Source organism: Micromonospora sp. RP3T, from assembly GCF_003027925.1.
GTDB lineage: Bacteria > Actinomycetota > Actinomycetes > Mycobacteriales > Micromonosporaceae > Micromonospora.
This window is the reverse complement of sequence record NZ_PYPS01000002.1, coordinates 42075-62691: the sequence shown is the minus strand read 5'-3', so window position 1 is coordinate 62691 and position 20617 is coordinate 42075. Positions and strand designations below refer to the sequence as shown.

The 20617-nt window shown below is 72.7% G+C and carries 19 protein-coding genes; 15 read left to right on the top strand and 4 right to left on the bottom strand.

From position 1 onward, the window contains the following. Positions 1-71 precede the first annotated feature (71 nt). From C8054_RS02250 to C8054_RS02240, 3 genes are read left to right on the top strand one after another with little or no spacing between them, the layout of a single operon-like run. Positions 72-953 (top strand): ABC transporter ATP-binding protein, encoded by an 882-nt coding sequence (locus C8054_RS02250; RefSeq protein ID WP_107155002.1) that lies wholly within the window; start codon positions 72-74, stop codon positions 951-953. A 26-nt stretch (positions 954-979) separates the two neighbouring features. Continuing rightward, a complete protein-coding gene (locus tag C8054_RS02245; protein ID WP_107155001.1) occupies positions 980-1699 on the top strand; it encodes an ABC transporter permease in 720 nt (239 codons plus the stop codon). Then, positions 1696-2376 (top strand): GPP34 family phosphoprotein, encoded by a 681-nt coding sequence (locus C8054_RS02240; protein WP_107155000.1) that lies wholly within the window; start codon positions 1696-1698, stop codon positions 2374-2376. Before C8054_RS02245 ends, C8054_RS02240 begins: the two co-directional genes overlap by 4 nt. Here C8054_RS02240 and C8054_RS02235 read toward each other — a convergent pair. Both C8054_RS02235 and C8054_RS02230 read right to left on the bottom strand, forming a co-directional pair. Next, complete coding sequence (locus tag C8054_RS02235) at positions 2354-2719, bottom strand: hypothetical protein (protein ID WP_146179836.1); 366 nt, start codon at positions 2717-2719, stop codon at positions 2354-2356. The two genes, C8054_RS02240 and C8054_RS02235, sit on opposite strands and share 23 nt — an antisense overlap. Before the next feature lie 144 nt (positions 2720-2863). Next, positions 2864-4837, bottom strand: a complete 1974-nt coding sequence (locus C8054_RS02230) for an SCO2524 family protein (protein ID WP_233219445.1) — start codon at positions 4835-4837, stop codon at positions 2864-2866. Between the two features lie 371 nt (positions 4838-5208). Here C8054_RS02230 and C8054_RS02225 point away from each other — a divergent pair, with 371 nt between their 5' ends. From C8054_RS02225 to C8054_RS02175, 11 genes are all read left to right on the top strand, one after another. Next, the gene (locus C8054_RS02225; protein ID WP_158273779.1) at positions 5209-6186 is read left to right on the top strand and encodes an asparaginase; all 978 of its coding nucleotides are present in this window, start codon (positions 5209-5211) and stop codon (positions 6184-6186) included. Then, positions 6183-7214, top strand: a complete 1032-nt coding sequence (locus tag C8054_RS02220) for a zinc-binding dehydrogenase (RefSeq protein WP_107154996.1) — start codon at positions 6183-6185, stop codon at positions 7212-7214. The genes C8054_RS02225 and C8054_RS02220 overlap by 4 nt, the downstream gene beginning before the upstream one ends. After that, positions 7211-8674: an MmgE/PrpD family protein gene (locus C8054_RS02215; RefSeq protein ID WP_107154995.1), complete on the top strand. Its 1464-nt coding sequence runs from the start codon at positions 7211-7213 to the stop codon at positions 8672-8674. The genes C8054_RS02220 and C8054_RS02215 overlap by 4 nt, the downstream gene beginning before the upstream one ends. Next, positions 8668-9606, top strand: coding sequence for a polysaccharide deacetylase family protein (locus tag C8054_RS02210; protein ID WP_107154994.1), 939 nt, complete (start codon positions 8668-8670; stop codon positions 9604-9606). Before C8054_RS02215 ends, C8054_RS02210 begins: the two co-directional genes overlap by 7 nt. After that, a complete protein-coding gene (locus C8054_RS02205; RefSeq protein WP_107154993.1) occupies positions 9603-10400 on the top strand; it encodes an ABC transporter ATP-binding protein in 798 nt (265 codons plus the stop codon). Before C8054_RS02210 ends, C8054_RS02205 begins: the two co-directional genes overlap by 4 nt. Further along, on the top strand, positions 10397-11266 hold the full coding sequence (locus C8054_RS02200; protein ID WP_107154992.1) for an ABC transporter permease: 870 nt from the start codon (positions 10397-10399) through the stop codon (positions 11264-11266). Before C8054_RS02205 ends, C8054_RS02200 begins: the two co-directional genes overlap by 4 nt. Continuing rightward, positions 11263-12345 carry an ABC transporter substrate-binding protein gene (locus tag C8054_RS02195; protein WP_107154991.1) on the top strand — a complete coding sequence of 361 codons (1083 nt, stop codon included), beginning with the start codon at positions 11263-11265 and terminating at the stop codon, positions 12343-12345. Before C8054_RS02200 ends, C8054_RS02195 begins: the two co-directional genes overlap by 4 nt. Beyond that, the gene (locus C8054_RS02190) at positions 12345-13127 is read left to right on the top strand and encodes an HpcH/HpaI aldolase/citrate lyase family protein (protein ID WP_107154990.1); all 783 of its coding nucleotides are present in this window, start codon (positions 12345-12347) and stop codon (positions 13125-13127) included. Before C8054_RS02195 ends, C8054_RS02190 begins: the two co-directional genes overlap by 1 nt. Beyond that, positions 13124-13786, top strand: coding sequence for an SDR family NAD(P)-dependent oxidoreductase (locus C8054_RS02185; RefSeq protein WP_107154989.1), 663 nt, complete (start codon positions 13124-13126; stop codon positions 13784-13786). The genes C8054_RS02190 and C8054_RS02185 overlap by 4 nt, the downstream gene beginning before the upstream one ends. A 40-nt stretch (positions 13787-13826) precedes the next feature. Next, positions 13827-14843, top strand: coding sequence for a LacI family DNA-binding transcriptional regulator (locus C8054_RS02180; RefSeq protein WP_107154988.1), 1017 nt, complete (start codon positions 13827-13829; stop codon positions 14841-14843). A 485-nt stretch (positions 14844-15328) separates the two neighbouring features. Continuing rightward, entirely contained in the window at positions 15329-18025 is a 2697-nt protein-coding gene (locus C8054_RS02175) for a sugar-binding protein (protein WP_107154987.1), read from the top strand. Between the two features lie 124 nt (positions 18026-18149). On the opposite strand, the gene C8054_RS02170 is transcribed toward C8054_RS02175, so the two are convergent. Beyond that, positions 18150-18806 (bottom strand): response regulator transcription factor, encoded by a 657-nt coding sequence (locus tag C8054_RS02170; RefSeq protein ID WP_107154986.1) that lies wholly within the window; start codon positions 18804-18806, stop codon positions 18150-18152. Further along, positions 18803-19936: a sensor histidine kinase gene (locus C8054_RS02165; RefSeq protein WP_107154985.1), complete on the bottom strand. Its 1134-nt coding sequence runs from the start codon at positions 19934-19936 to the stop codon at positions 18803-18805. Before C8054_RS02165 ends, C8054_RS02170 begins: the two co-directional genes overlap by 4 nt. A gap of 186 nt (positions 19937-20122) precedes the next feature. Between C8054_RS02165 and C8054_RS02160 the strand changes: the two genes are divergently transcribed. Then, positions 20123-20599 carry a DUF6326 family protein gene (locus C8054_RS02160; RefSeq protein WP_107154984.1) on the top strand — a complete coding sequence of 159 codons (477 nt, stop codon included), beginning with the start codon at positions 20123-20125 and terminating at the stop codon, positions 20597-20599. Positions 20600-20617: the final 18 nt, after the last annotated feature.

Genomic DNA, 20617 nt, shown 5'->3' with positions numbered 1-20617 from the left:
GACACCACGTCACACGCGGTCATGACACCGCGCCACTGCCACGCCGGGCACACCCGCGCTGTCATGGGTGCATGTCCACCACACCCGTCATCGAAGTCGACCGGCTGAACCTCACCTACGGTGACTTCCACGCCGTCAAGGACCTCTCCTTCGCGGTACGCCCCGGGGAGCTCTACGCGCTGCTGGGCACCAACGGGGCCGGCAAGACCTCGACGCTGGAGGTCGTCGAGGGGCACCGGAGGCAGACCTCGGGCACCGTACTCGTCTTCGGGCATCGTCCCGACGACCGGCGGACGGTACGTCCCCGCACGGGGGTGATGCTCCAGGAGAGCGGCTTCTCCCCCGACCTCACGGTCCGCGAGTCCGTCGGTCTGATCGGACGGCTCAGCGGGCGCCACGACGACGTCGACCGGGTGCTCGACCTGGTCGACCTCACCGACCGGGCCGGCCGGAAGGTGGCTCAACTGTCCGGCGGCGAGAAGCGGCGGTTGGACTTCGCCACCGCGGTCTACGGCACCCCGGAGCTGATCATCCTGGACGAGCCGACCACCGGCCTGGACATCCAGTCCCGCGACGCCGTCTGGGCGACTGTCGACCGGCTGCGCGAGAACGGCACCACCATCGTGCTGACCACGCACTACCTGGAGGAGGCGCAGCAGCGCGCCGACCGGATCGGGCTGATGCACCAGGGCGTCCTGCACCGCGAGGGCACCGTCTCCGAGCTGACCCGCAGCCTGCCAGCCGTGATCCGCTTCTCCCTCGCGGAACCGGCGCCGACGCTGCCGGCGCAGGCCGCCGTCGACGCCGACGGGAACGTCGTGATCGAGACCTTCGCCCTGCAGAAGGACCTGCACGCCCTGCTCGGATGGGCCCAGGACCACGCGGTGGAGCTGCGCGACCTGCACGCCGGATCGACCCGGCTCGACGACGTCTTCCGCGCCGTCACCCGCTGAACCTCTTCTTCGAACCGGAGCATCCCATGTTGTCCATCGCGTCCAGCGAGCTGATCCAGATCTTCCGGAACCGGCTGGTGCTGATCACCAGCCTGGTCATCCCGGTCGTGGTCTGCGCCGTCTTCGTCCGCCAGCACGAGCTCTTCGCCGAGATCGGCAGCCTCGGCTACATCGCGGCGATCGTGCTGTTCACCGTGGCCGCGTTCGGGCTCTACGCCACCGCCGTCACCACGTTGGCCTCCCGACGCCAGAACCTCTTCCTGAAGCGACTGCGCTCCACCGCTGTCGCCGACTCCACCATCCTGGCCGGCCTGCTGCTGCCGCCCACCACGATCGCGGTGGTGCAGGTGGCCGCGATCCTGACCGCGCTGGCCGTCGTCGCCGGCGGGCCGGCCAACGCCGCCCTGCTGGTGCTGGCGGTCCTGGCGACCCTGGCCATGATGATCGGCCTGGCCCTGGCCACCGCCGGGCTGACCAACTCTCCCGAGCACGCCCAGGTCACCACCCTGCCGGTCACCCTCGGCGTGATCGCCGTGGCCACCTGGGTGGGCATCAGCGGCACCGAGAGCCTCGCCTGGCTCAAGCGGCTGCTGCCCGGCGGCGCCGCCACCGAGCTGACCAGGAACGCCTGGAACGGCGGCGTGGCCGTGACCGACTCCCTGCTCCTGCTCGCACCCACCCTGGGCTGGGTCGTCGTCGCCGTCGCCCTGGCCACCCGACTCTTCCGCTGGGAGCCCCGCCGATGACCACCGAGCGCCGGCCCGACCCACCGACCCTGGTGGAGGATCTCCTGCTGCTGCTGTTCCAGCCCGGGTCCGGGACCATCGCGGGCGAGAACACGCTCTTCTACGTGCTCGGCGGCGCCGTCCTCGCGGACCTCGCCCTCGGCGACCACCTGGCCACGGAGTCCCGGGGCCGGATCAGGAGCGTGGCGGGTCACCCACCGTCGGACGACCTCCTGCGTCCGGCGTGGGACTACCTCTCCGCGAAGCCGAGGGGCGCGCAGACCGCCCTCGCGGCGATCGGCCCCCCACTGCGCGAGCCGGTGCTGGACAGGCTGATCGCGCGCGGCCACCTCGACCGGAGGCCGCACAAGGTCCTCGGCCTGTTCCGCACGACGGCCCTCCGGGAGGGTGCGACCGGACGTCGGGCGCGTCTGCTCGCCGACGTCCGGCAGGCCCTCTCGGCGGACACGCCGCCACCGGCCCGGATCGCCGCGCTCGCGGCGCTGCTCTCGGCGAGCGGAACTCTCCCGCGGTTCCACCGCGAGATCCCGTGGACGTCGTCGGTGATCACGCGGGCCAAGGAACTGGAACGAGGCGACTGGGGAGCCGACGCCGCGGCGCAGGCCGTGACCCGTACCGTGACGGCCACGGTCGTCAACAGCGTCATCGTGGCCATCACCGTGCTTCCGCGCGGCTGAGGCGACCGTGCCGGCATGGCGCGGGTCCTGCGGCGGGGTGGGCCCCAGGCCGAGCGACGGACCGGGCGCGAGCCGCCGCCCCGGTCAGCCGGCCGAGTGGGCGTACCGGGCCGCCCGCTCGGCCAGCCACAGCCACCGCCGAGCCGGTGGCCGTCGGGTCGTCCAGCAGCGCCGCGCCGTCCCGGAACGCCTCGGCCTCCGCCGACCCGCCGAAGCGGGGGGCCACCTCGTCGCGCCAGAAATCGGCCCAGGCCAGCCCGGGATCCCAGGAGAACCGGGCGTACGCCAGATAGCTGATCTCGTTGGTCGGGTGGTACGCGGACGGCTCCTGGTCAAGCTGCACGTGGGCAGCCGCGCCGAGGCCGTCGCCCCGGCCCGCGACCACGGGATGGGCACGCCGAGCACGGCTGAGACGGTCCCGGTGGCCGACCGACGCCTCTGACTCCCGGCACCAACACGACCAGCATCAGTCTCCCTCGCTGGCTTTCTACTGCCCGGGGGTGACGTCGTCGAGCAGGAGCAGCAGCGTGTTCGCCAGGGCGGCGGCGGTGCCCGGGCGTTCGTCCACCAGCAGTCGCGCCCGGCGCAGGCTGGCCCGGATGCGGCGCATGCTGCGTTGCATCGCCGCACCGGCGAACGTGCCCCGCATCAGCTCGCGGCCGAACAGGTATTCCGCCTCGTCGATCAGATCCTGCGCGTACGCGGCCAAGCCGTCGGCCCGGGGGAAGGGCCGCTCCCAGAGCAGTCGACCGGCGTTGACGAGCGCATGCACCACCCGCTCGGTCAGATACCAGGAGGGAGCGTCCGGTGTGGGCGCCAGCCCGGGGAAGGCGCCACCGACGTGGTCCCACAGCCCTCGGTGCCGACCGTCGGGGACGCGGCGCAGCAGCAGGTGCTCCCACACCTCGTCAGCCAACTCGAGCAGCTCACTGCGCCGCCGAGCGTTGCTCAGCAGGCCGGCGACGGTGATCGCGAGCCGGAGCAGGACGGTGGAGAACTCGTTCACGTTCCACGTCATGATCGGCGTGGACGTGCCGTCGTTGAGCACGACCCGCTTGCCCGGCGCATGCACGAGCAACGCCAACTCGCCGGGCGACGCGCGTCGGGTGACGCGTGCCCGCTGCGCCAGTTCCACGAGCACCGCAGCGATACGCCCGAGCTCCTCGTCGCCGCCGCGGCCGACGGCGAGCAGTCCCTTGACCGCCAACGACGTCGCCTGGAGGGTGTAGTAGTCGGCGCGGTCGCCGTCGGTCGTGCGCCACGGGATGTCCTCGATGGGCCAGCGCCGCCGGTTGCCGAAGGTCGCCACCGTCGCCCAGTAGGTCCGGGTCAGTTCCCAGCGCAGTTGCAGCGCCCGCGACAGCCGTTGTTGCTCCTCGTTGAGCAGGCCGAGCAGGCGGGTCCGCTCGGAGTTGAGGTCTTCGATGGCGTCCATCGCGATGACCGTGAAGTAGAGGTGAGGGGCGTTCTCCGCCGAGCCCTCACGTTGCCTGCCGATCGGCTCGCTGGTCGGGACCTCCTCGGCCCCAGCGATGGTGCCCCACGACCAGCCGCACTCGAAGAGCATCTCGCTGTTGCCCAGGTCCGCGGTGGGCCGCACCGGCCCGACCACCACGCCGCGCAGGCTGGCCATGGTGTCCCACAACTGCTCGCGCAGCGCCGCCACGAGTTCGCGGCGCGGCAACTCGTCCTGGTTGACCATGTCGCACAGCCGGCGGCCGTAGTCGTCGGTGGATGTGAAAACGACGGTGCTGAAGCTGCGCAACAGGCCCACCATGGCGGCGGTGAGCCGGATGCTGGCCATCGCCTCCAGGTCGTCCAGTTGCTCGAGCAGTTCCCGTCGTCGGGTGGCCCCGCGGTAGACCTTGACGAAACCGATGGTCGCCAACGTGAGCGTGACGGAGACGGCGAACGAGTCGACGATGTCGAGGGACCGTTGCTCCTCGGTAAGCTCCGGGCCGGCCTCACTCGGGTTGAGGTAGCTGCCGCCGCTGAAGATGGGCGTGCCGTCCTCGGCGGTGTACCGCCCGAAGTAGTCGACCATGACGCCGACCAGCCGGCGGGGAATCTCGATCGCACCGCCGATCCGGCTGAGGGCCTCGATCACCTCGTCGTCGGTGCGGTCCGGGTCGTCGAGCGACAGCACGGGAACCTTGGTCGCAGGCAGGAGCAGGACCAGTAGTTGCTCGGCGTCGCTGATGGAGTTGCTACCGCTGCGCCCGCCCCAGTGCCACTCACCGCTGTCCCAACAACTGCGCACCGCGGCCCGCCAGATGTCGAGGATCTCCTGACGCGGCTGTATCCGCATGATCCACCGCCGTCCACATCTAGTCACCGACTCGGAACCGCTGGAGTGGTTCCATCCTGGTTTTGTCTGGTTGAGCCCGAGCGCCCGGCGGGCCACCGCGTGCGGCACGGCGTACTCGTTCCTCTGGACAGTGACGAAGCCGGCCACCGTCACCTCGCCTCCTTGGCCCACAGGACCCGCGCGGCGCCCTCACCGCCCATTTTGCGTCGGAGTTGATGGTTGCCCGCAAGGGGCGGCACCGCACCGCGGCGGCGTGGCCGCTGATCAGCGGGCGTCACCCGGCCGGCCGGGTGACGAAGTGGCCGTCGCGTCCTCGATCCTTGGCTGACTTGCCCGTCTCGAAGGAGCAGCGCGGCGGCCGTCTCTCGTCCGGCACGGCACCTCCGTCGCGCGGCAGGGCGGCAGGGCGGCAGGCGCGCCCTGGCACGGTCTCCAACTCTCGTAATCCCAGCTCTTGTGCTGAGCGAACGTTTGTGCAACTGTCTTCAGCCAGTGAACAAACGATTGCGCAGAAGGGTGGTCCGGTGCGGATCGCGGTGCTGGCGACCGGGGGAACGATCGCGTCCCGCCGAGAACCCGACGGGACCCTGGCGGTGGCCGACTCCGTCGCCGAACTGCTCGCTCACGTCCCGGACCTGGCCGGGATCGACATCCGCGGCTTCGACCTGTCCTGCCGGCCGAGCTTCACCCTGACTCTCGACGACATGCTCGACACGGTCCGTGCCGTACGCACGAAGCTCGCCGAGGGCTTCGCGGGCGTGGTGGTCACCCACGGCACCGACACGCTGGAGGAGGCCGCCTACCTGACCAGTCAGTTGACCGGCCGGGACGCGCGGGTGGCGTTGACCGGCGCGCAGCGCGGGGCCGACGAGCCGGACTCCGACGCCGGGCGCAACCTGATGGATGCGATCCGGGTGGTCACCGCCGCCGAGCCGGTCGGCGTGGCGATCGTCCTCGGCGGCGTGGCCTGCGCCGCGGTGGAGGGCCGCAAGGTGCACACCTCCGCGGTCTCCGCCTTCTCCGGTGGCTCCGCGGGCGCGCTGGCGCTGGTGGACCACGACGGGGTGCTGCGGTTGTCGGCCTCGGCCCGCGGCGGTCACTACGCCGACCGACCGGTACCCGACCGGCTGCCCCGGGTGGACCTGGTCAAGCTGGTGGCGGGTGCGGACGACACCCACCTGCGAGCGTCGCTGCGGGCCGGGGCCGAGGGCCTGGTCGTCGAGGCGTTCGGGGCGGGCAACGCGCCACAGTCCGTGGCCGAGGCCGTTCGCGACGCGGACAAGCGGGGCGTACCCGTGGTCATCACCAGCCGGACCGGCGCGGGCCGGGTCCGCCCCATCTACTCCGGGGGCGGCGCGGACCTTGCCCAGGCCGGCGCGCTCTTCGCCGGGGACCTCACCGGCAGCCAGGCGCGGGTGGCCCTGGCGCTCGCCCTGGCCATCGACGGACCCGACGCGGTGCCGGCGGCACTGCGGAACCTGGTGGAAGGACGCCGACCGTGAAGACCGAAGCCATGATGATCAACGAGTACGGCGGCCCGGACGTGCTCACCCTCGCCGAGCCGGAACTGCCCGCGCCCGGCCCGGACGAGGTCCGGCTGCGCGTGCTCGCCGTCGCCGTCAACCACCTCGACGCCGACCTGCGCAGCGGCGTGTCCCGGATGGGCCTCCGGCTGCCGCACGTCCTCGGCCGGGAGGTCGTGGGCGTGGTGGAGGCGGTCGGCGACGACGTGGTCGACCGTCGCCCCGGCGACCGCGTCCTGGCGTTGCCGAACACCCCGTGCGGCAGGTGCGTGCGATGCCTGGCCGGACGGGCGAATCTCTGCCCCCGGGCGGACATGCCGGGCATCACCCGGTGGGGCGGCTACGCGCGGCACGCGGTCGTGTCCGGCCGGGGTCTGCTGGACATCGGCGATCTCGATCCGGCGGTGGCCGCGGCGACACCCATCTCCTTCGGCACGGCCTGGCGCACGCTGTACTCGATCGGGCGGCTGGCGCCCGGTGAGTGGGTCCTGGCCCCCGGCGCCGCGGGCGGGCTGGGCCACGCGGTGGTACAACTCGCCAAGCTCGGCGGCGCCCACGTGGTCGGGCTGGTCGGTGACCCGGCCAAGGCCGAGTTCGTCTCCTCCCTCGGCGCCGACGCGGTGCTGAGCACCAGGGACGACGACTGGCCGCAGCGCGCCCGCGCGGCGACCGGGGGCGCCGGCTTCGACGTCGTGGTGGAACACATCGGCGGAACGGTGTTCGAAGCGGCCCTCGGCACCCTCGCGCCGGGCGGCCGGATGATCATCGGCGGGGGCCACGCCGGCGAACACCCCCGCCTCGACGTGATCGAGACGTTCCGCAACGAGTTCGAGCTTCGCGGGTCCCGCAGCCAGCGCCCGGACGAGATCGCCCGGGTGCTGGACCTGGTCGCGTCGGGACGGCTCAGCCCGCGCATCGACGCGGTCCTCCCCCTGGCCGAGGCCGCCCGGGCGCACCGGGCGATGGCGGACCGCCGGGTGCTCGGCAAGCAGGTGATCACCCCATGACCAGCCGCGGCGTCCGCCCCGCCGGCCCGAACGCCATGGTTTCCGACGACGACGTGCTGTCCCCGTTGGTGGCGGTCGGGGTCGCCGCCGCCGACGCGTTACTGGCCACGATCCCCGGGCAGCGACAGGTCCGGTCGGTGGCGGCCCGGCTGACCGGGAACGCGGTGGCCGCGCGGGGCCACCTGCCGGCCGGCCTCGCTCCGCCGGGCCACCGGGCCGGACGGTGCACCCTGCTGGCGACGGCGGGGGCGACGGACACGCCGGAACGGGCCGCGGCGGCGACCGCGGCGGCGATCACCACCACCCAGTGCGACGAAGGGCTGCGGGAGTCCCGCGGACACCCGGGCCTGCACGCGTACGCCGCCGGCCTGGCCGCGGCCGAGAACGCCGACGGTGACCTCCGAACGCTGCTGCGGGCCCTGGCCGTCGGCTGGGAGGTGGGCGCCCGCCTGGGCCTGCTCCTGGGGCCGCCACGCACCGGCGTGCACCCGCACGGCGGCTGGGGCACGGCTGCCGCCGCCGCGGCCGCCGGGGTGGCGGCCGGCCTGGACACCGCCGGCCTGACCGACGCGGTGAACCTGGCGCTGACCGTCGCGCTGGCCGGTCCGGACGACTCGACCCGACGCGGATCGTCCGCCCACCACCTGCTGCCCGCCCTCGGCGCCGCCACCGGCCTGACCGTCGCGTACCTGGTGCGCGACGGGTTCCCGGCCACCGGCCCGGCGGTGGCGCACTTCCGCCGGACCGCCCACCTCGGCCCGTCCACCCCGGCCGCGGTCGACGCCGCGCTGACCACCCGCCCGCTGCTGCCGGACGCCTACTTCAAGCCGGTCGGCGTGTGCGCGCACGCCCTGACGAGTTGGACGGCGGCGAGATCACTGGCCCGGGACGTCGCCGGTGTCGACGTCGCCTCGGTCACCGTGCACACCTACGCCGGCGCGGCGCTGCTCGACGAGCGGTTCCCCGGCAGCCGGCTGGCCCGGCAGTTCAGCATCCCGTGGGCGGTGGCCTGCGGGCTGCTGGGCCTGGACCCCGGCGCGGCGGACGGGCCCGGCGAGGCGCGGCGGCACACCGAGGCGGCCCGGATCGCCGAGCGGGTCGTGGTCCGCCACGACCCGGGCCTGGACGACGGCTACCCGCACGGCCGGCCGGCCGTGGTCGAGCTGCACGACCGGGCCGGCCGGCGGCACACCGCTCGGGCCCGGTTCCACCCGGGCGACCGGGAGACCCCGCTCTCCTCCGACGAACTGGCCGCCGTGAACGCCGGGTTGCTGCGCGCGGCCGGGTCGCCGGCCGGTGCGGCCGACGTGCTGCGCGCACTGGCGCAAGCGCCCGGCTCTCTCCCCCTGCGGCACCTCACCGCGCCGATGCGCGGCGAGGCGCCGTCCCCCACCGGCGGTCCGGGGGCCCACCCCGGCCGCGCCGGGCACCCCCGCAGAAAGGACACGGCGTCATGGTGATCAAGGTGGAACCCGGCACCGAGCGTGACTTCCTCGGCTACGGGGCGGACCCGCCCCGCGTCGAGTGGCCGCACGGCGCGCGCGTCGCGGTCAGCCTCTGCCTCAACTACGAGGAGGGCGCGGAGCACAGCCTGCTCGACGGCGACGACACCAACGAATGGGTGGGCGAGATCTCGTACACCCCGACCAGCGCGGCGCACCGCGACCTGTCCCAGGAGTCCGTGTACGAGTACGGCAGCCGGGCCGGCGCGTGGCGCCTGCTGCGACTGTTCGAGCGGATGGGCACGCCGGTCACGGTGTACGGCTGCGCCGAGGCGCTCGCCCGAAACACGCCCCTGACCAGGGCGTTCGTCGAGGCAGGGCACGAGATCTGCTCGCACGGGCTGCGGTGGCGGGAGCCGTCGGGGATGAGCGAGGAAGAGGAACGCGCGGAGATCCGGCGGGCGGTGGAGCTGATCGGCGAGCTGTGCGGCGAGCGACCCGTCGGCTGGTACTCCCGGTACGCGCCGTCGGACCGGACCCGACGGCTGCTCGTCGAGGAGGGCGGTTTCCGGTACGACTCCAACGCCTACAACGACGACCTGCCGTACTGGGTGGACGTGGCGGGCTCCCGGCACCTCGTCGTGCCGTACACCCACACGTACAACGACGGCCGGTTCGCGTTCAGCCCCGGCTACGCCAGCCCCGCCGACTTCTTCGAGAACTGCCGGCGCGGCATCGAGTACCTGTGGGAGGAGGGTGAGACCTCACCCAAGATGATCTCCATCGGCCTGCACGCGCGACTGATCGGCCAGGCCGGCCGCGCCTCGGCGCTGCGTGACCTGATCGCCTGGGCGCAGGAGCGGCCCGGCATCTGGTTCGCCCGCCGTCGGGACATCGCCGACTGGTGGTACGCCAACTACTCGCACCTGCCCACGCACGGGGGGCGGTGACCGTGCGCATCGAGATCGACGGCGTGGCCAAGGGCTACGCCCGCGCCGACGGCTCCCGCCTGTCGGTGGTCGGCGACCTGAGCACCGCCGTGGAGGCGGAGGAGTTCGTCTGCGTCATCGGGCCGAGCGGGTGCGGCAAGTCGACCCTGCTGGGTCTGCTGGGCGGGCTGCGCCGGCCGGACAGCGGGGAGATCCGGTTCGTCGGGGAGCGCACCGCCGACGGTCCTCTCACCTCGATCGTCTGGCAGGACTACGCGCTGATCCCCTGGCGATCCATCGTCGACAACGTCGCGTTCGGGCTGGAGCTGCGCGGGGTGTCGGCCCGGCGCCGCCGGGACATCGCCCGGGAGCACCTGGCGATGATGGGCATCGAGGCGTTCGCCGACGCCAAGCCGCACGAGCTGTCCGGTGGCATGCGCCAGCGGGCCGGCATCGCCCGGGCGCTGGCCAGCGACCCCGAGGTGCTGCTGATGGACGAGCCGTTCGCGGCCGTCGACGCGCAGACCCGGACGCTGCTGCAGGACGAACTGCTCCAGGTGTGGTCCCGCAACCGCAAGACGGTCCTGTTCATCACGCACAGCATCGAGGAGGCGCTGCTGCTGGCGGACCGGATCATCGTGCTCGGCCCGCGACCCACCCGGGTGGTGGAGGAGATCCGGGTGCCGTTCCCGCGGCCCCGGGACCGGGACGTCGAACTGGACCCGCGCTTCACCGAGCTGAAGCGCCACCTGTGGGCGCAGCTACGGGACGCCACCCTGGCTGCCGAGTGGGCCGAAGCGAAGGGGGAACGATGAGCGAGAGCAGCGTGCCGACCCGGGAGCGGGCGTCCGGACAGCCCACGCCGCCGGTGGTCCGGTACGCCGTGGACCCGCGGGCGGAACGCCCGCCGGGTCGGTTGTTCCGGCTGCTCAGCAGCGGCGCGGGCAGCATCGTCCCGGTGGCCCTGGTGCTGCTGTTGTGGCAGGCGGGCAGCATGGCCGGGCTGATCGACAAGACGTTCTTCCCGGCGCCGTCGGAGTGCGTCCAGGCCCTGGTCGGGCTCTTCTCCTCCGGTGAGCTGCTGCCGAACGTCGGCATCACGGCACGCCGGATCCTGCTCGGGTTCCTGCTCGGCGTGATCCCGGCGACCCTGTTGGGCATCGCGATGGGGCGGTCCCGCTGGATCCGGGTGCTCGTCGACCCGCTGATCGCCATCACGTACCCGATCCCGGTGGTGGCCATCCTGCCGCTGCTGCTGGTCATCTTCGGCACCGGCGGTCGGCCGATCGTCGTGCTCGCCGGCATCATCTCGTTCTTCCCGGCCGTGGTGAACGCGATGTCCGGGGTGCTCCAGGTCGACGAGCGGCTCATCCTGATGGCCCGCAACCTGGGCGCCGGCCGGCAGCAGATCCTGTGGAAGATCGTGTTGCCCGCCGCGCTGCCGTCCATCTTCGCCGGTATCCGGCTCGCCGCCGGACTGGCCCTGCTGGGCACGATCGCCGGCGAGTTCCTCGCCGCCAGTGACGGCGTCGGCTCGATGACCTGGCGGTACTGGCAGATCTATCAGATCGACAACATGTACGCCACGCTCGCGGTCATCGCGGCGATGGGCTTCCTGCTCACCACCGTGACGTTGCGGGTGCAGCGGCGCTTCTTCGGCTGGACGGAGGGTCAGAAATGAGAATCACGAAGACGGGTGTGGTCGCCGGGGTGCTGGGCGTCTCGCTGTTGTTCGGCACCGCCGCGTGCGGTGGCGACCAGGCGGAGTCGGCCGGTTCCGGCGGGACCGACAAGGTGACGGTGAACTCGCTGGAGATCCTGTCGTTGGCGCCGATGATGGTGGCCGACGCGAAGGGTTTCTTCGGCAAGCACGACGTCGAGGTGGAGTTCAGCAACGCCGACATCTACTCCCGGTTGGCGGTGCAGGGGCAGGGCAAGCTGGACGTGAACATCCCGGGCACCGGCGGCGCGCTGTTCAACGCGGTCAACCAGGGGCTGCGGGTGCGGGTGGTCGCCGACCGCCAGCAGTACCGGTGCGCCTCGGACAACCTGCTGCTGGCCCGGACCGCCGCGTACGACGGCGGGCTCAAGGGCGTCGCCGACCTCAAGGGCAAGAAGGTGGCCATCCTGGCCAAGGGGTCGAGCACCGAGTACTGGCTGGACCGGGCGCTGGGGCAGGTCGGGTTGAAGCAGTCGGACCTCGGTCAGGTCGTGACGTTGAGCTACCCGGACACCGCCAACGCGCTCAAGAGCGGCGCGATCGACGCCGGCTTCCTGGTGGAACCGCTGGCGTACCAGCTCATCAGCGACGGGCAGGCCAAGCGGGTGCTGGCCATGAACGAGGTGGCGCCCAACCAGGAGCAGGGCCTGATCACCATGTCCCAGGACTTCATCGGCAAGCGGCCCGAGGTCGCGGCCCGGTGGATGGCCGGCTGGTTGGAGGGTGTCCGGTACTACCAGGACCCGGCCAACCGGGACGAGGTCGTCAAGATCATCGCTGAGCGGACCAAGGTCCCGGCGGAGACGATCGGCAAGCTCTACGGCACCGACCAGTGGCCGTACATGGACCCCAACGGGCGGGTGGACACCGCGACGGTGGTCGCCGAGGACGGCAAGTGGCTGCTCGACAACAAGATCATCGAGAAGCTGCCAGAGGTCTCCGAGTGGCACGACGGCTCGGTGGTCGACGCCGCCCTGAAGATCGTCGGCGAGGTGCCGGCGAACCGGGACTGTTCCGCCGTGCAGAAGCTGGAGTCCTGATGTACCCGCGCCCGAGCCGGCTGGCCACCGTCCTGCGCGACGGCGGGGTCGCCCTGGGCAGCCTCACCCTGCTCCAGGAGCCGGCGCTCGGCGAGATCCTCGGCGTGCTCGGGTACGACTTCCTGGTCATCGACACCGAGCACGCCGCCGCCGACGAGCAGAGTGTGCTGGCGATGGTGCGGGCGGCCGGCTCGGCGGGGACCACCCCGCTGGTCCGACTGCGCCGGATCGAGGAGAAGGACCTGCTGTGGTCGCTGGACAGCGGCGCCGGTGGGGTGGTGCTGCCGCTGGTGGAGACCGGATCGCAGGCCGCCGAGGCGGCCCGGCTGACCCGGTACCCGCCGGCCGGGGACCGGACGCTGTGCTCGGCAGCCCGCGCTGCCGGGCACGGCACCGCCCGGGGTGACTTCGACAGCTACCTGACCTGGGCGGCGGAGAACACCACCACCGTCGCCCTGGTCGAGACGCCCACCGGGCTGGCCAACCTGGACGACATCCTCGCCGCCGACCTGGACGTGTTGATGCTCGGCCGCGCCGACCTGTCGGTCAAGCTGGGTCTGGGCTACCAGCCGACCCACCCCGAGGTGGAGAAGCACGCGGTCGAGTTCGTCGACCGGGTGGTGGCCGCCGACCGGGTCGCCGGGATGCTGGCCTACTCCCCCGAGGAGGCCCGCCGGTGGATCGACCGGGGCGTCCGGTTCGTCGTGTACTCACAGCCGGAGATGCTGCTGTCCACCGCGTACCGGCAGGCACGCGAGCAGATCCTGGGCGGTGCGGCATGAGCCTGCTGGTGACCGGCGGGGCGAGTGGCATCGGCGCGGCCGTGGTCGCGGCCGCGCGCGGCCGGGGTGAGACGGTCCACGTCATCGACGTCAGCACCGGCGTGGACGCCGCCGACCCGGTGGCGGTGGGCGAGTTCGTCGACGCGGTCGGCGTCCCGGACCGGGTGGCCCACCTCGCCGGCGTGGTCAGTGCGGGTGGCGTCGAGGAGACCAGCCTCACCGAGTGGGAACGGACGCTGCGCAACAACCTCACCTCCGCCTTCGTGGTGAGCCAGGCGGTGGTGCCCCGGATGGCGGCCCGGGGCGGCGGGTCGCTGGTGCTGATGAGCAGCCTCAACGCCCGCGACGGCGGGACCCGGCTGTCCGGTGTCGCGTACGCGGCGGCGAAGGCCGGGGTGCTCGGCCTGATGCGGCACCTGGCCGTCGACTACGGACCGCGCGGAGTCCGGGTGAACGCCGTCGCGCCCGGCCCGGTGGCGACGCCCATGCACGACCGGCTCACCGCGGAACAGAAGTCGGCGCTTCGGGGGCGGATGCCGCTGGGCCGGGTCGCCTCGGCCGAGGAGATCGCCGCCATCGTGCTGTTCCTGCTCTCCGACTCCTGCGCCACGGTCACCGGGACGACGTTCGATGTGAACGGTGGCAGTCATCTCAGCTAGGTTGCCGGGGACCACCTCGACGTGCGCCACGGGAGGCACTGTGAACAAACGGGTGACGTTGCGGGATGTCGCCGACTTCACCGGTGTGCACGTCTCCACGGTCTCCCGCGTCCTGCGCGGCGACGACGTCCGGGTCAGCCCCGCCACGGCGGCCCGGATCGTCGACGCGGCGAAGGATCTCGGCTTCCACCGGGACCGGTGGGCGGCGAGCCTGCGCAGCGGCAAGACCGGGGTGATCGGGGTGCTGGTCCCCCGGATCACCGACATCGTGCTCGCCACCGTGTTCGAGGGCATCGACGCCGCCGCCGCGAGCGCCGGCTACCAGGCGGTCGTCAGCAGCTCGTGGGACGACGACGAGGCGCGGGCGGTACGGATCAAACGGTTCATCGGGGAACGGGTGGACGGGCTCATCATCGGTGACGCCCGGCGCACCGACCCCATGCTGGCCCGCCTCGCCGCCGACCGGGTGCCGTTCGTGCTGGTCAGTCGCGCGTCCCGCGGTCACCCCTCGGTGACCGGCCGGGACCGCCTCGGGGGTCGGCTGGCCGCGGACCACCTGATCGACGTCGGGTGCCGGCGGCTGGCCGTGGTCGCCGGCCCCGAGCACGCCAGCACCTCGGCCGACCGGGTCAGCGGCTTCCTCGCCGCGGCGAAGGCACGCGGTGTGCCGGTCGACCCGCGGTGGGTCGCCCCGTCCAGCTTCGACGTGGCCGGCGGGGCGGCGGCGATGTCCCGGCTGCTGGAGTCCGGGAGGCCGGACGGCGTCTTCGCCGTCAACGACTTCGCCGCCATCGGGGCGATGGGCACGCTGCGCGACCACGGCCTGCGGGTGGGTCGGCAGGTGGCGGTCGTCGGCTACAACGACATCGACGTGGACGCCCAACTGCTGGTGCCCCTCACCTCCATCCGTCAGCCGCTGCGCGACATGGGCGCGCAGGCGCTGCACACGATGTTGAACCTGCTGGCCTCGGGCGAGGCCCGATCGGCGCGCCTGGCACCCGAACTGATCGTGCGGGCCACCACCGGAGACTTCTCCCCCACCTCGTCGGCGGGATAGCGGCGGCGGGGTTCCCGGTCCACCGCTCGACCCACCCGGCTCTGTGGGGACAGCACCACGTCAGTCACCCTTACTTCATACGGCGAACGAATTAAACGGTCAAGTGGCCGAAAGGCTGATGCGGCGTACACCCGAAGCGCTTTGGCAGCGAAAACACCGCCGGTTCCGGGCGCGGGGCATGTCGGCGCGGCCTCGCGCGCCACACCCACGCGCCGCGTTTTGCTCGGCTACTTGTTTTCTTCTGGAAATTAAGAAAGTCCTTGCAAAGCATTGACGAGCCGCCGCGCCGCTCCCTAGCGTCTCCGGCGAAGGCCTTCCAGTGTGTACGGACCGCCGTGCTACCGGCACCCGTCCCACGCCGGTGCTCCCGGGCCTGCCGCCCCCTGGCGGCCCCACTCAGCGTCCACCCGCGACCCCCGCCGTCGGCGCAGCCGCGCCCGACGTCGTCGGCCGCTGCGCGGACCTCGCCGCACGAAAGGATCTGCATGCGCATCAAGGCGTTCCTGCTACCCACGGCGCTCGCCCTGGCCCTGTCCGGGACACCGGTCGTGGCCCACGCCGCACCCCCCACCGCCCGCCCGACCGACGCGGTCGACCTGGACGTGCTCTTCGTCAGCGCGCACCCCGACGACGAGGCCGGCAGCCTCGCCACCCTCGGCCAGTGGAAGGAGAAGTACGGCGCCAAGGCCGGCGTCGTCACCATCACCCGCGGCGAGGGCGGGGGCAACGCCGTCGGCCTGGAGGAGGGACCGCCGCTGGGCATCATCCGGGAGCGCGAGGAGCGCACCGCCATCGGCAAGGCCGGGGTGGAGAACCTCTACAACCTCGACCGCGTCGACTTCTGGTACACGGCCTCGGCGCCCCTGTCGGAACAGATCTGGGGCCACGACGAGACCCTGGGCCAGATCGTCCGGGTGATCCGGCAGACCCGGCCCGAGATCCTGATGACGATGAACCCGTCCCCCACCCCCGGCAACCACGGCAACCACCAGCAGGCCGCCCGGTTCGCCGCCGAGGCGTTCCACGCCGCCGCCGACCCCAGGGCCTTCCCCGAGCAGCTCACCCGGGAAGGGCTCACGCCGTTCCGGGCGGCCAAGCTGCTGCGTACCGGCGGCACCGGCACCTCGACGGCCGGGCCACTGTGCGCCTCCAGCTTCGTGCCGACCGTCCCCACCGACCAGGTGTTCGGCGTCTGGGAGGGCACTCGCGCCGCCGACGGCCGGACCTGGGCCGAGATCGAGGTCGACGCCCGCCGGGAGTACGTCACCCAGGGCTGGGCGGGCACCGCCGCCGCCCCCACCGACCCCGCCGCGATCCGCTGCGACTTCTACACCCTGGTCGACAGCCGCGTCCCGTACGACCCGTCGGACACCTCACCCGAGGCGATCCTGCGCGGATCGGTGCTGCCCCCGGCCGCCGGCGGACTGCCCCGCGGCACCGAGTTCCAGCTGACCGCCGACCGGTTCGACCTCGCCCCCGGGCAGCGCGTCACGGTCACCGCCCACGTACGGGCGCCCCGCAACCGGGCGCTGACCGCGCCCCGGGTCGCGCTGCGGCTGCCCGAGGGCTGGACCGCCACCGGCTCCGGCGCGCTCCGCGGCGCCGTACCGGCCGGCAAGGAGCGTACGGCCACCTTCACCGTGACCGTCCCGGCCGGCGCCGGCACCAACGCCCAGCACCTGCTCGGCGCGTCGCTCACCACCGGCCAGGGCGCCGGCCGGACCGACCGCGCCGTCCGGGTGGTCGCCGACGTGCGCGGCACCCTGGAGCCGCTGCCCGAGGTCGGGCTGTTCCGGAGCTGGGCCGGCGACAGCGGCTACCCGCAACTCGACACTCTGATCAAGCCGGTGCTGACCATCGGCTCGGGCAGGAGCCGGACCGTCCGGATCGACCTGCGCAACCAGGGCACGACGACGCAGAGCGGCACCGTCGCCCTCGGCCTGCCGGCCGGCTTCACAGCGGACGCGGCGACGAAGAGCTACCCCGGCCTGGCGCCGGGCGCCACCGGCGCGGTGACCTTCACCGTTACCAACAGTGACCCCACCCTGCCGACCGCCAACGAGGGCGGCGACGGCGGCGACTACGGCTTCACCATCACCACCACCAGCGGCACCGGCAGCACGGTGGAGACCGGCGCCCTGGAGATCGTGCCGACCAGCGTGGTCCCGCGCGCCGGGCAGAGCCACGCCGTCGACGGGGTGGCCGGCCCCGGCGAGTACCCGGGCGAGGAGCTGGACCTGTCCCGCATCTGGGAGGGACAGGCCACCACCGGACAGGACGCCTCGGCCACCGGGCGGATCGCCTGGACCGAGGACGCCCTCCTCGTCTTCGTGCAGGTCACCGATGACGTCCTCGGCAAGAAGGTGGTGCCCCAGGACTGCAAGCGGCAGCGACGCACCGACAGCGTCGAGATCATCGTCGACCCGAAGGGGAACTCGACGGACACTTCCACCGTGTTCAAGGCGGGCATCTTCCCGGTCACCGACGACCCCGCCAACGGCGACCCGCCGTGCTGGCAGCGGGACGCCGACAACCGGCAGGGACCGGGTGCCACGACCGCTCCCGGCATGACCGTGGTCAGTAAGGTCACCGCCCCGTACACCGGTTACACCATCGAGGCCCGCATCCCGTTCGCGGTGCTGCCCGACGCGATCGACCCGACGCACATGGGCTTCAACGTGCTGGTCTACGACTCGGACACCCAGGACCTCAGCTCCCAGTCCCGGCTCGGCTGGTCCACGTTCACCGGCGTCCGCGCCGACCCGTACCGGTACGGGCTGGTCACCCTGCCGGGTCTCACCCCGGCGGACCGGCAGCCCAGCGCCCCGGTCTTCCCCGACACCGCCGCGCGCAGCGTGCACAGCGCGCAGACCATCGCGCAGTCGGCGGTGGACGGCGTCGCGCCGGCCGCCGTGGCCCGGCTGCCCGAACGGGCGCTGCGACTGACCGGCCAACGACAGGTGGCCGGCGGCGTGCGGGTGACCGTCCGGGCCGACCGCGCCGGCACGGCCTACCTGCACACCTACGACGGCGACCGGTCGCTCGGTGAGCACACGGTGCGGCTCCGTCCCGGCCGCCCGGTCACCGTCCTGGTGCCGGTGACCGGTGGCACGCCCACCTCCGTCCTGGCCGCCTTCGAAAGCGGCGGTGCGGCACTCGCCCGCCAGGTCCCGTTGACCTGATCCGCGAGCCGGAACCCCCGCCGACCGGCGGGGGTTCCGGTCCCGGCCGCGACGCGAGGTGAGTTCCTCGCCTTGTCCGGCCCACCGGTGTTCCCGCATCCGGGTTCGCGCAGGCGGGCACCGGTCAGACGCCGACGCGGCGGGTCTCGTAGGCCCACATGACGATCTCGACGCGGTTGCGGGCGTTGAGCTTGCGCATCAGGGCGGCGATGTGGGTCTTGACGGTGCTGAGGCTGATCGCCAGCTCGTCGCCGATCTCGCTGTTGGTCCGCCCGCGAGCGGCAGCCAGCAGGACCTGTTCCTCGCGAGCGGTCAGCGCCTCGACCGGCTCGGGTGGCACCGGGCGCGGACGGCTGTTCGCGAAGGAGGACAGCAGCCTCGCGGTGATGTTCGGGGCGATCAGGGCGTCGCCACGTGCGGCGGCATGGACGGCCTGGGCGAGCATCTCGGCGCCGGCGTCCTTGAGGAGGAAGCCCCGGGCGCCTGCCTTCAACGCGCCGTAGACGTACTCGTCGAGGTCGAAGGTGGTGATGACGACGACGGGCAGCGGATCGACGACGTCGGCGCCGGCGAGCTGGCGGGTGGCTTCGATCCCGTCGACCTCGGGCATCCGGATGTCCAGCAGGCACACATCGGGACGCAGCGAACGGGCCAGGGCGATCGCCCGGCGGCCGTCGGCGGCCTCACCGACGACGGTGATGCCCGGCTGGGCGTCCAGGATCATGCACAGCCCGGCCCGGACGATGTCCTGGTCGTCGGCGACCAGCACCCGGATGGTCATGACGCCCGCCCTTTCCGAGGCAGCGAGGCGTCGACGCGCCAGCCGCCGTCCGGGTGAGGTCCCGCCCGGAGGGTGCCGCCGAGCAGGCTCGCCCGCTCGGCCATGCCGCGCAGCCCGTAGCCGGCGTGCGGGGAGCTGGTGGTGGTCGCCTCGCCGTCATCACGCACCCGCAGGTGCACCTGGTTGCGGGATGCCGTGACGTCGACGGTGACGCCGGTGGCGCCGGAGGCGTGGCGGGTCGCGTTGGTGACCGCCTCGGCGGCGATCAGGTAGAGCGCGGTGCCGACCGCCGGCTCGACGGTCTCGACGTCGCCGGAGACCCGCACGCGGACGCCCAGCACCTCGCCGCCGGGACGAGCGAGTCGTTCGACGTCCGCCACCCCTCGTCGGGGGACGAGGTCGGCGTCCGTTCCGTCGCGCAGCACCCCGACGAGCGCTCGCATCTCCCGGAGCGTCCGGGACGCCTCTTCCTCGATCGTGACCAGGGTGGCCAGCGCGCGCTGCGGATCCGCGGCGGACAGCGCGCGACCCGCCTGTGCCTGGACGGCGATGGCCAGGACGCGGTGGCCGACCGTGTCGTGCAGCTCGCGGGCGAGTTCGTTGCGCTGACGAAGCCGCACCTGCTCGATGTCGCGGTCATGGCTTCTGGCGCGGTAGCGCACCGCCGCGCCGAGCGCGGCCGAGAACAGGAAGAACCCGTAACCGGCGATCTTCTCCGCGGGTGAGGTCGGGTCCGCGACGAGGGTGACGGGTAGCCAGACGAGGATGATGCCGAGTCCGACGGCGGCCTCTCGACCTGCCCCCCAGCGCAGCAGGGCGTACGGCAGCACCAGCAGCCCCGCGATGCCCAGCAGACCGGTGACGTCGAGGACCGCGATCCTCGCGATGTCGAACGCGAGAACGGTTCCGAAGGCAACGGCGACCGCGGCCAGCGGCCGCGTGCGTCGCCAGAGCAGGCACGCCGCGACCACGACGCTGACGCCGACCAGCAGCGGCGCCCAGGCCCGGTCGTCGCGCAGCAGTATCTCGACGAGCGAGATCGCGACGAGAGCCGAGGACAGCGCCCAGTCCCGCCAGACCCGCACCGGCGGGCGCGCGGGGCGCGGTTCAGCCCAGATCCCAGCAACCATGCTTCCCCCTCGCGGACAACGTAGGGGGGCCGCCGCTCGGGCGAATCAGCCGAAAGTACGGCGGCTTTCCCGTGCCGGGGACCGGGACGGCGCGAGCCCACGAGCGGATGTGGCACCGGTCAGCGCTGCTCATAGTGAAGACGTCGGGTGAGCCGACCCGACTGACACCAGCACCCGGGAGAACCGATGATCAGAACCGACAGACCAGCCGGTGCGCTCCAGGAGCCGCACATCCCGGTCCAGGCGAAGCTCGCCGCGGCCTGGACCAGCTTCATGTTCCTCTACCTCTACGTCGACTACCTCGCCCTGTACAAGCCCGGCTTCATCGACGAGATCCGGGGCGGCGTCGTTCACGAGTTCGACACCGGCCCCACCTTCGTCGCCCTCGCGCTCACGCTCATGGCCGTCCCGATCCTCATGATCCTGCTCTCCACGGCACTCCCGGCCCGGGTCAACCGCATCGTCAACCTCATCGTGGCGACGCTCTACGTCCCCGTCTCGGTGTACAACGCGGACGGCGAGTCCTGGAGGTACTTCTCCTTCTACGGCCTGTCCATCGGGCTCGAGCTGCTGCTCCTGGCCTTCATCCTGCGCGCCGCGTGGCTCTGGCCGCGGGGGACTCGCGCCACCGCCGGCCGCGACCTCGCCGAGGCCCGGCTGTGACGCTGGAGGCAGGGCCGG

Bases quoted from the DNA above. Each gene is read 5' to 3' on its own strand.
- C8054_RS02250 (WP_107155002.1), top strand. From the start codon at position 72: ATGTCCACCACACCCGTCATCGAAGTCGACCGGCTGAACCTCACCTAC.
- C8054_RS02245 (WP_107155001.1), top strand. From the start codon at position 980: ATGTTGTCCATCGCGTCCAGCGAGCTGATCCAGATCTTCCGGAACCGG.
- C8054_RS02240 (WP_107155000.1), top strand. From the start codon at position 1,696: ATGACCACCGAGCGCCGGCCCGACCCACCGACCCTGGTGGAGGATCTC.
- C8054_RS02215 (WP_107154995.1), top strand. From the start codon at position 7,211: ATGACCAGCCGCGGCGTCCGCCCCGCCGGCCCGAACGCCATGGTTTCC.
- C8054_RS02210 (WP_107154994.1), top strand. From the start codon at position 8,668: ATGGTGATCAAGGTGGAACCCGGCACCGAGCGTGACTTCCTCGGCTAC.
- C8054_RS02200 (WP_107154992.1), top strand. From the start codon at position 10,397: ATGAGCGAGAGCAGCGTGCCGACCCGGGAGCGGGCGTCCGGACAGCCC.
- C8054_RS02195 (WP_107154991.1), top strand. From the start codon at position 11,263: ATGAGAATCACGAAGACGGGTGTGGTCGCCGGGGTGCTGGGCGTCTCG.
- C8054_RS02190 (WP_107154990.1), top strand. From the start codon at position 12,345: ATGTACCCGCGCCCGAGCCGGCTGGCCACCGTCCTGCGCGACGGCGGG.
- C8054_RS02185 (WP_107154989.1), top strand. From the start codon at position 13,124: ATGAGCCTGCTGGTGACCGGCGGGGCGAGTGGCATCGGCGCGGCCGTG.
- C8054_RS02175 (WP_107154987.1), top strand. From the start codon at position 15,329: ATGCGCATCAAGGCGTTCCTGCTACCCACGGCGCTCGCCCTGGCCCTG.
- C8054_RS02170 (WP_107154986.1), bottom strand. From the start codon at position 18,806: ATGACCATCCGGGTGCTGGTCGCCGACGACCAGGACATCGTCCGGGCC.
- C8054_RS02165 (WP_107154985.1), bottom strand. From the start codon at position 19,936: ATGGTTGCTGGGATCTGGGCTGAACCGCGCCCCGCGCGCCCGCCGGTG.
- C8054_RS02160 (WP_107154984.1), top strand. From the start codon at position 20,123: ATGATCAGAACCGACAGACCAGCCGGTGCGCTCCAGGAGCCGCACATC.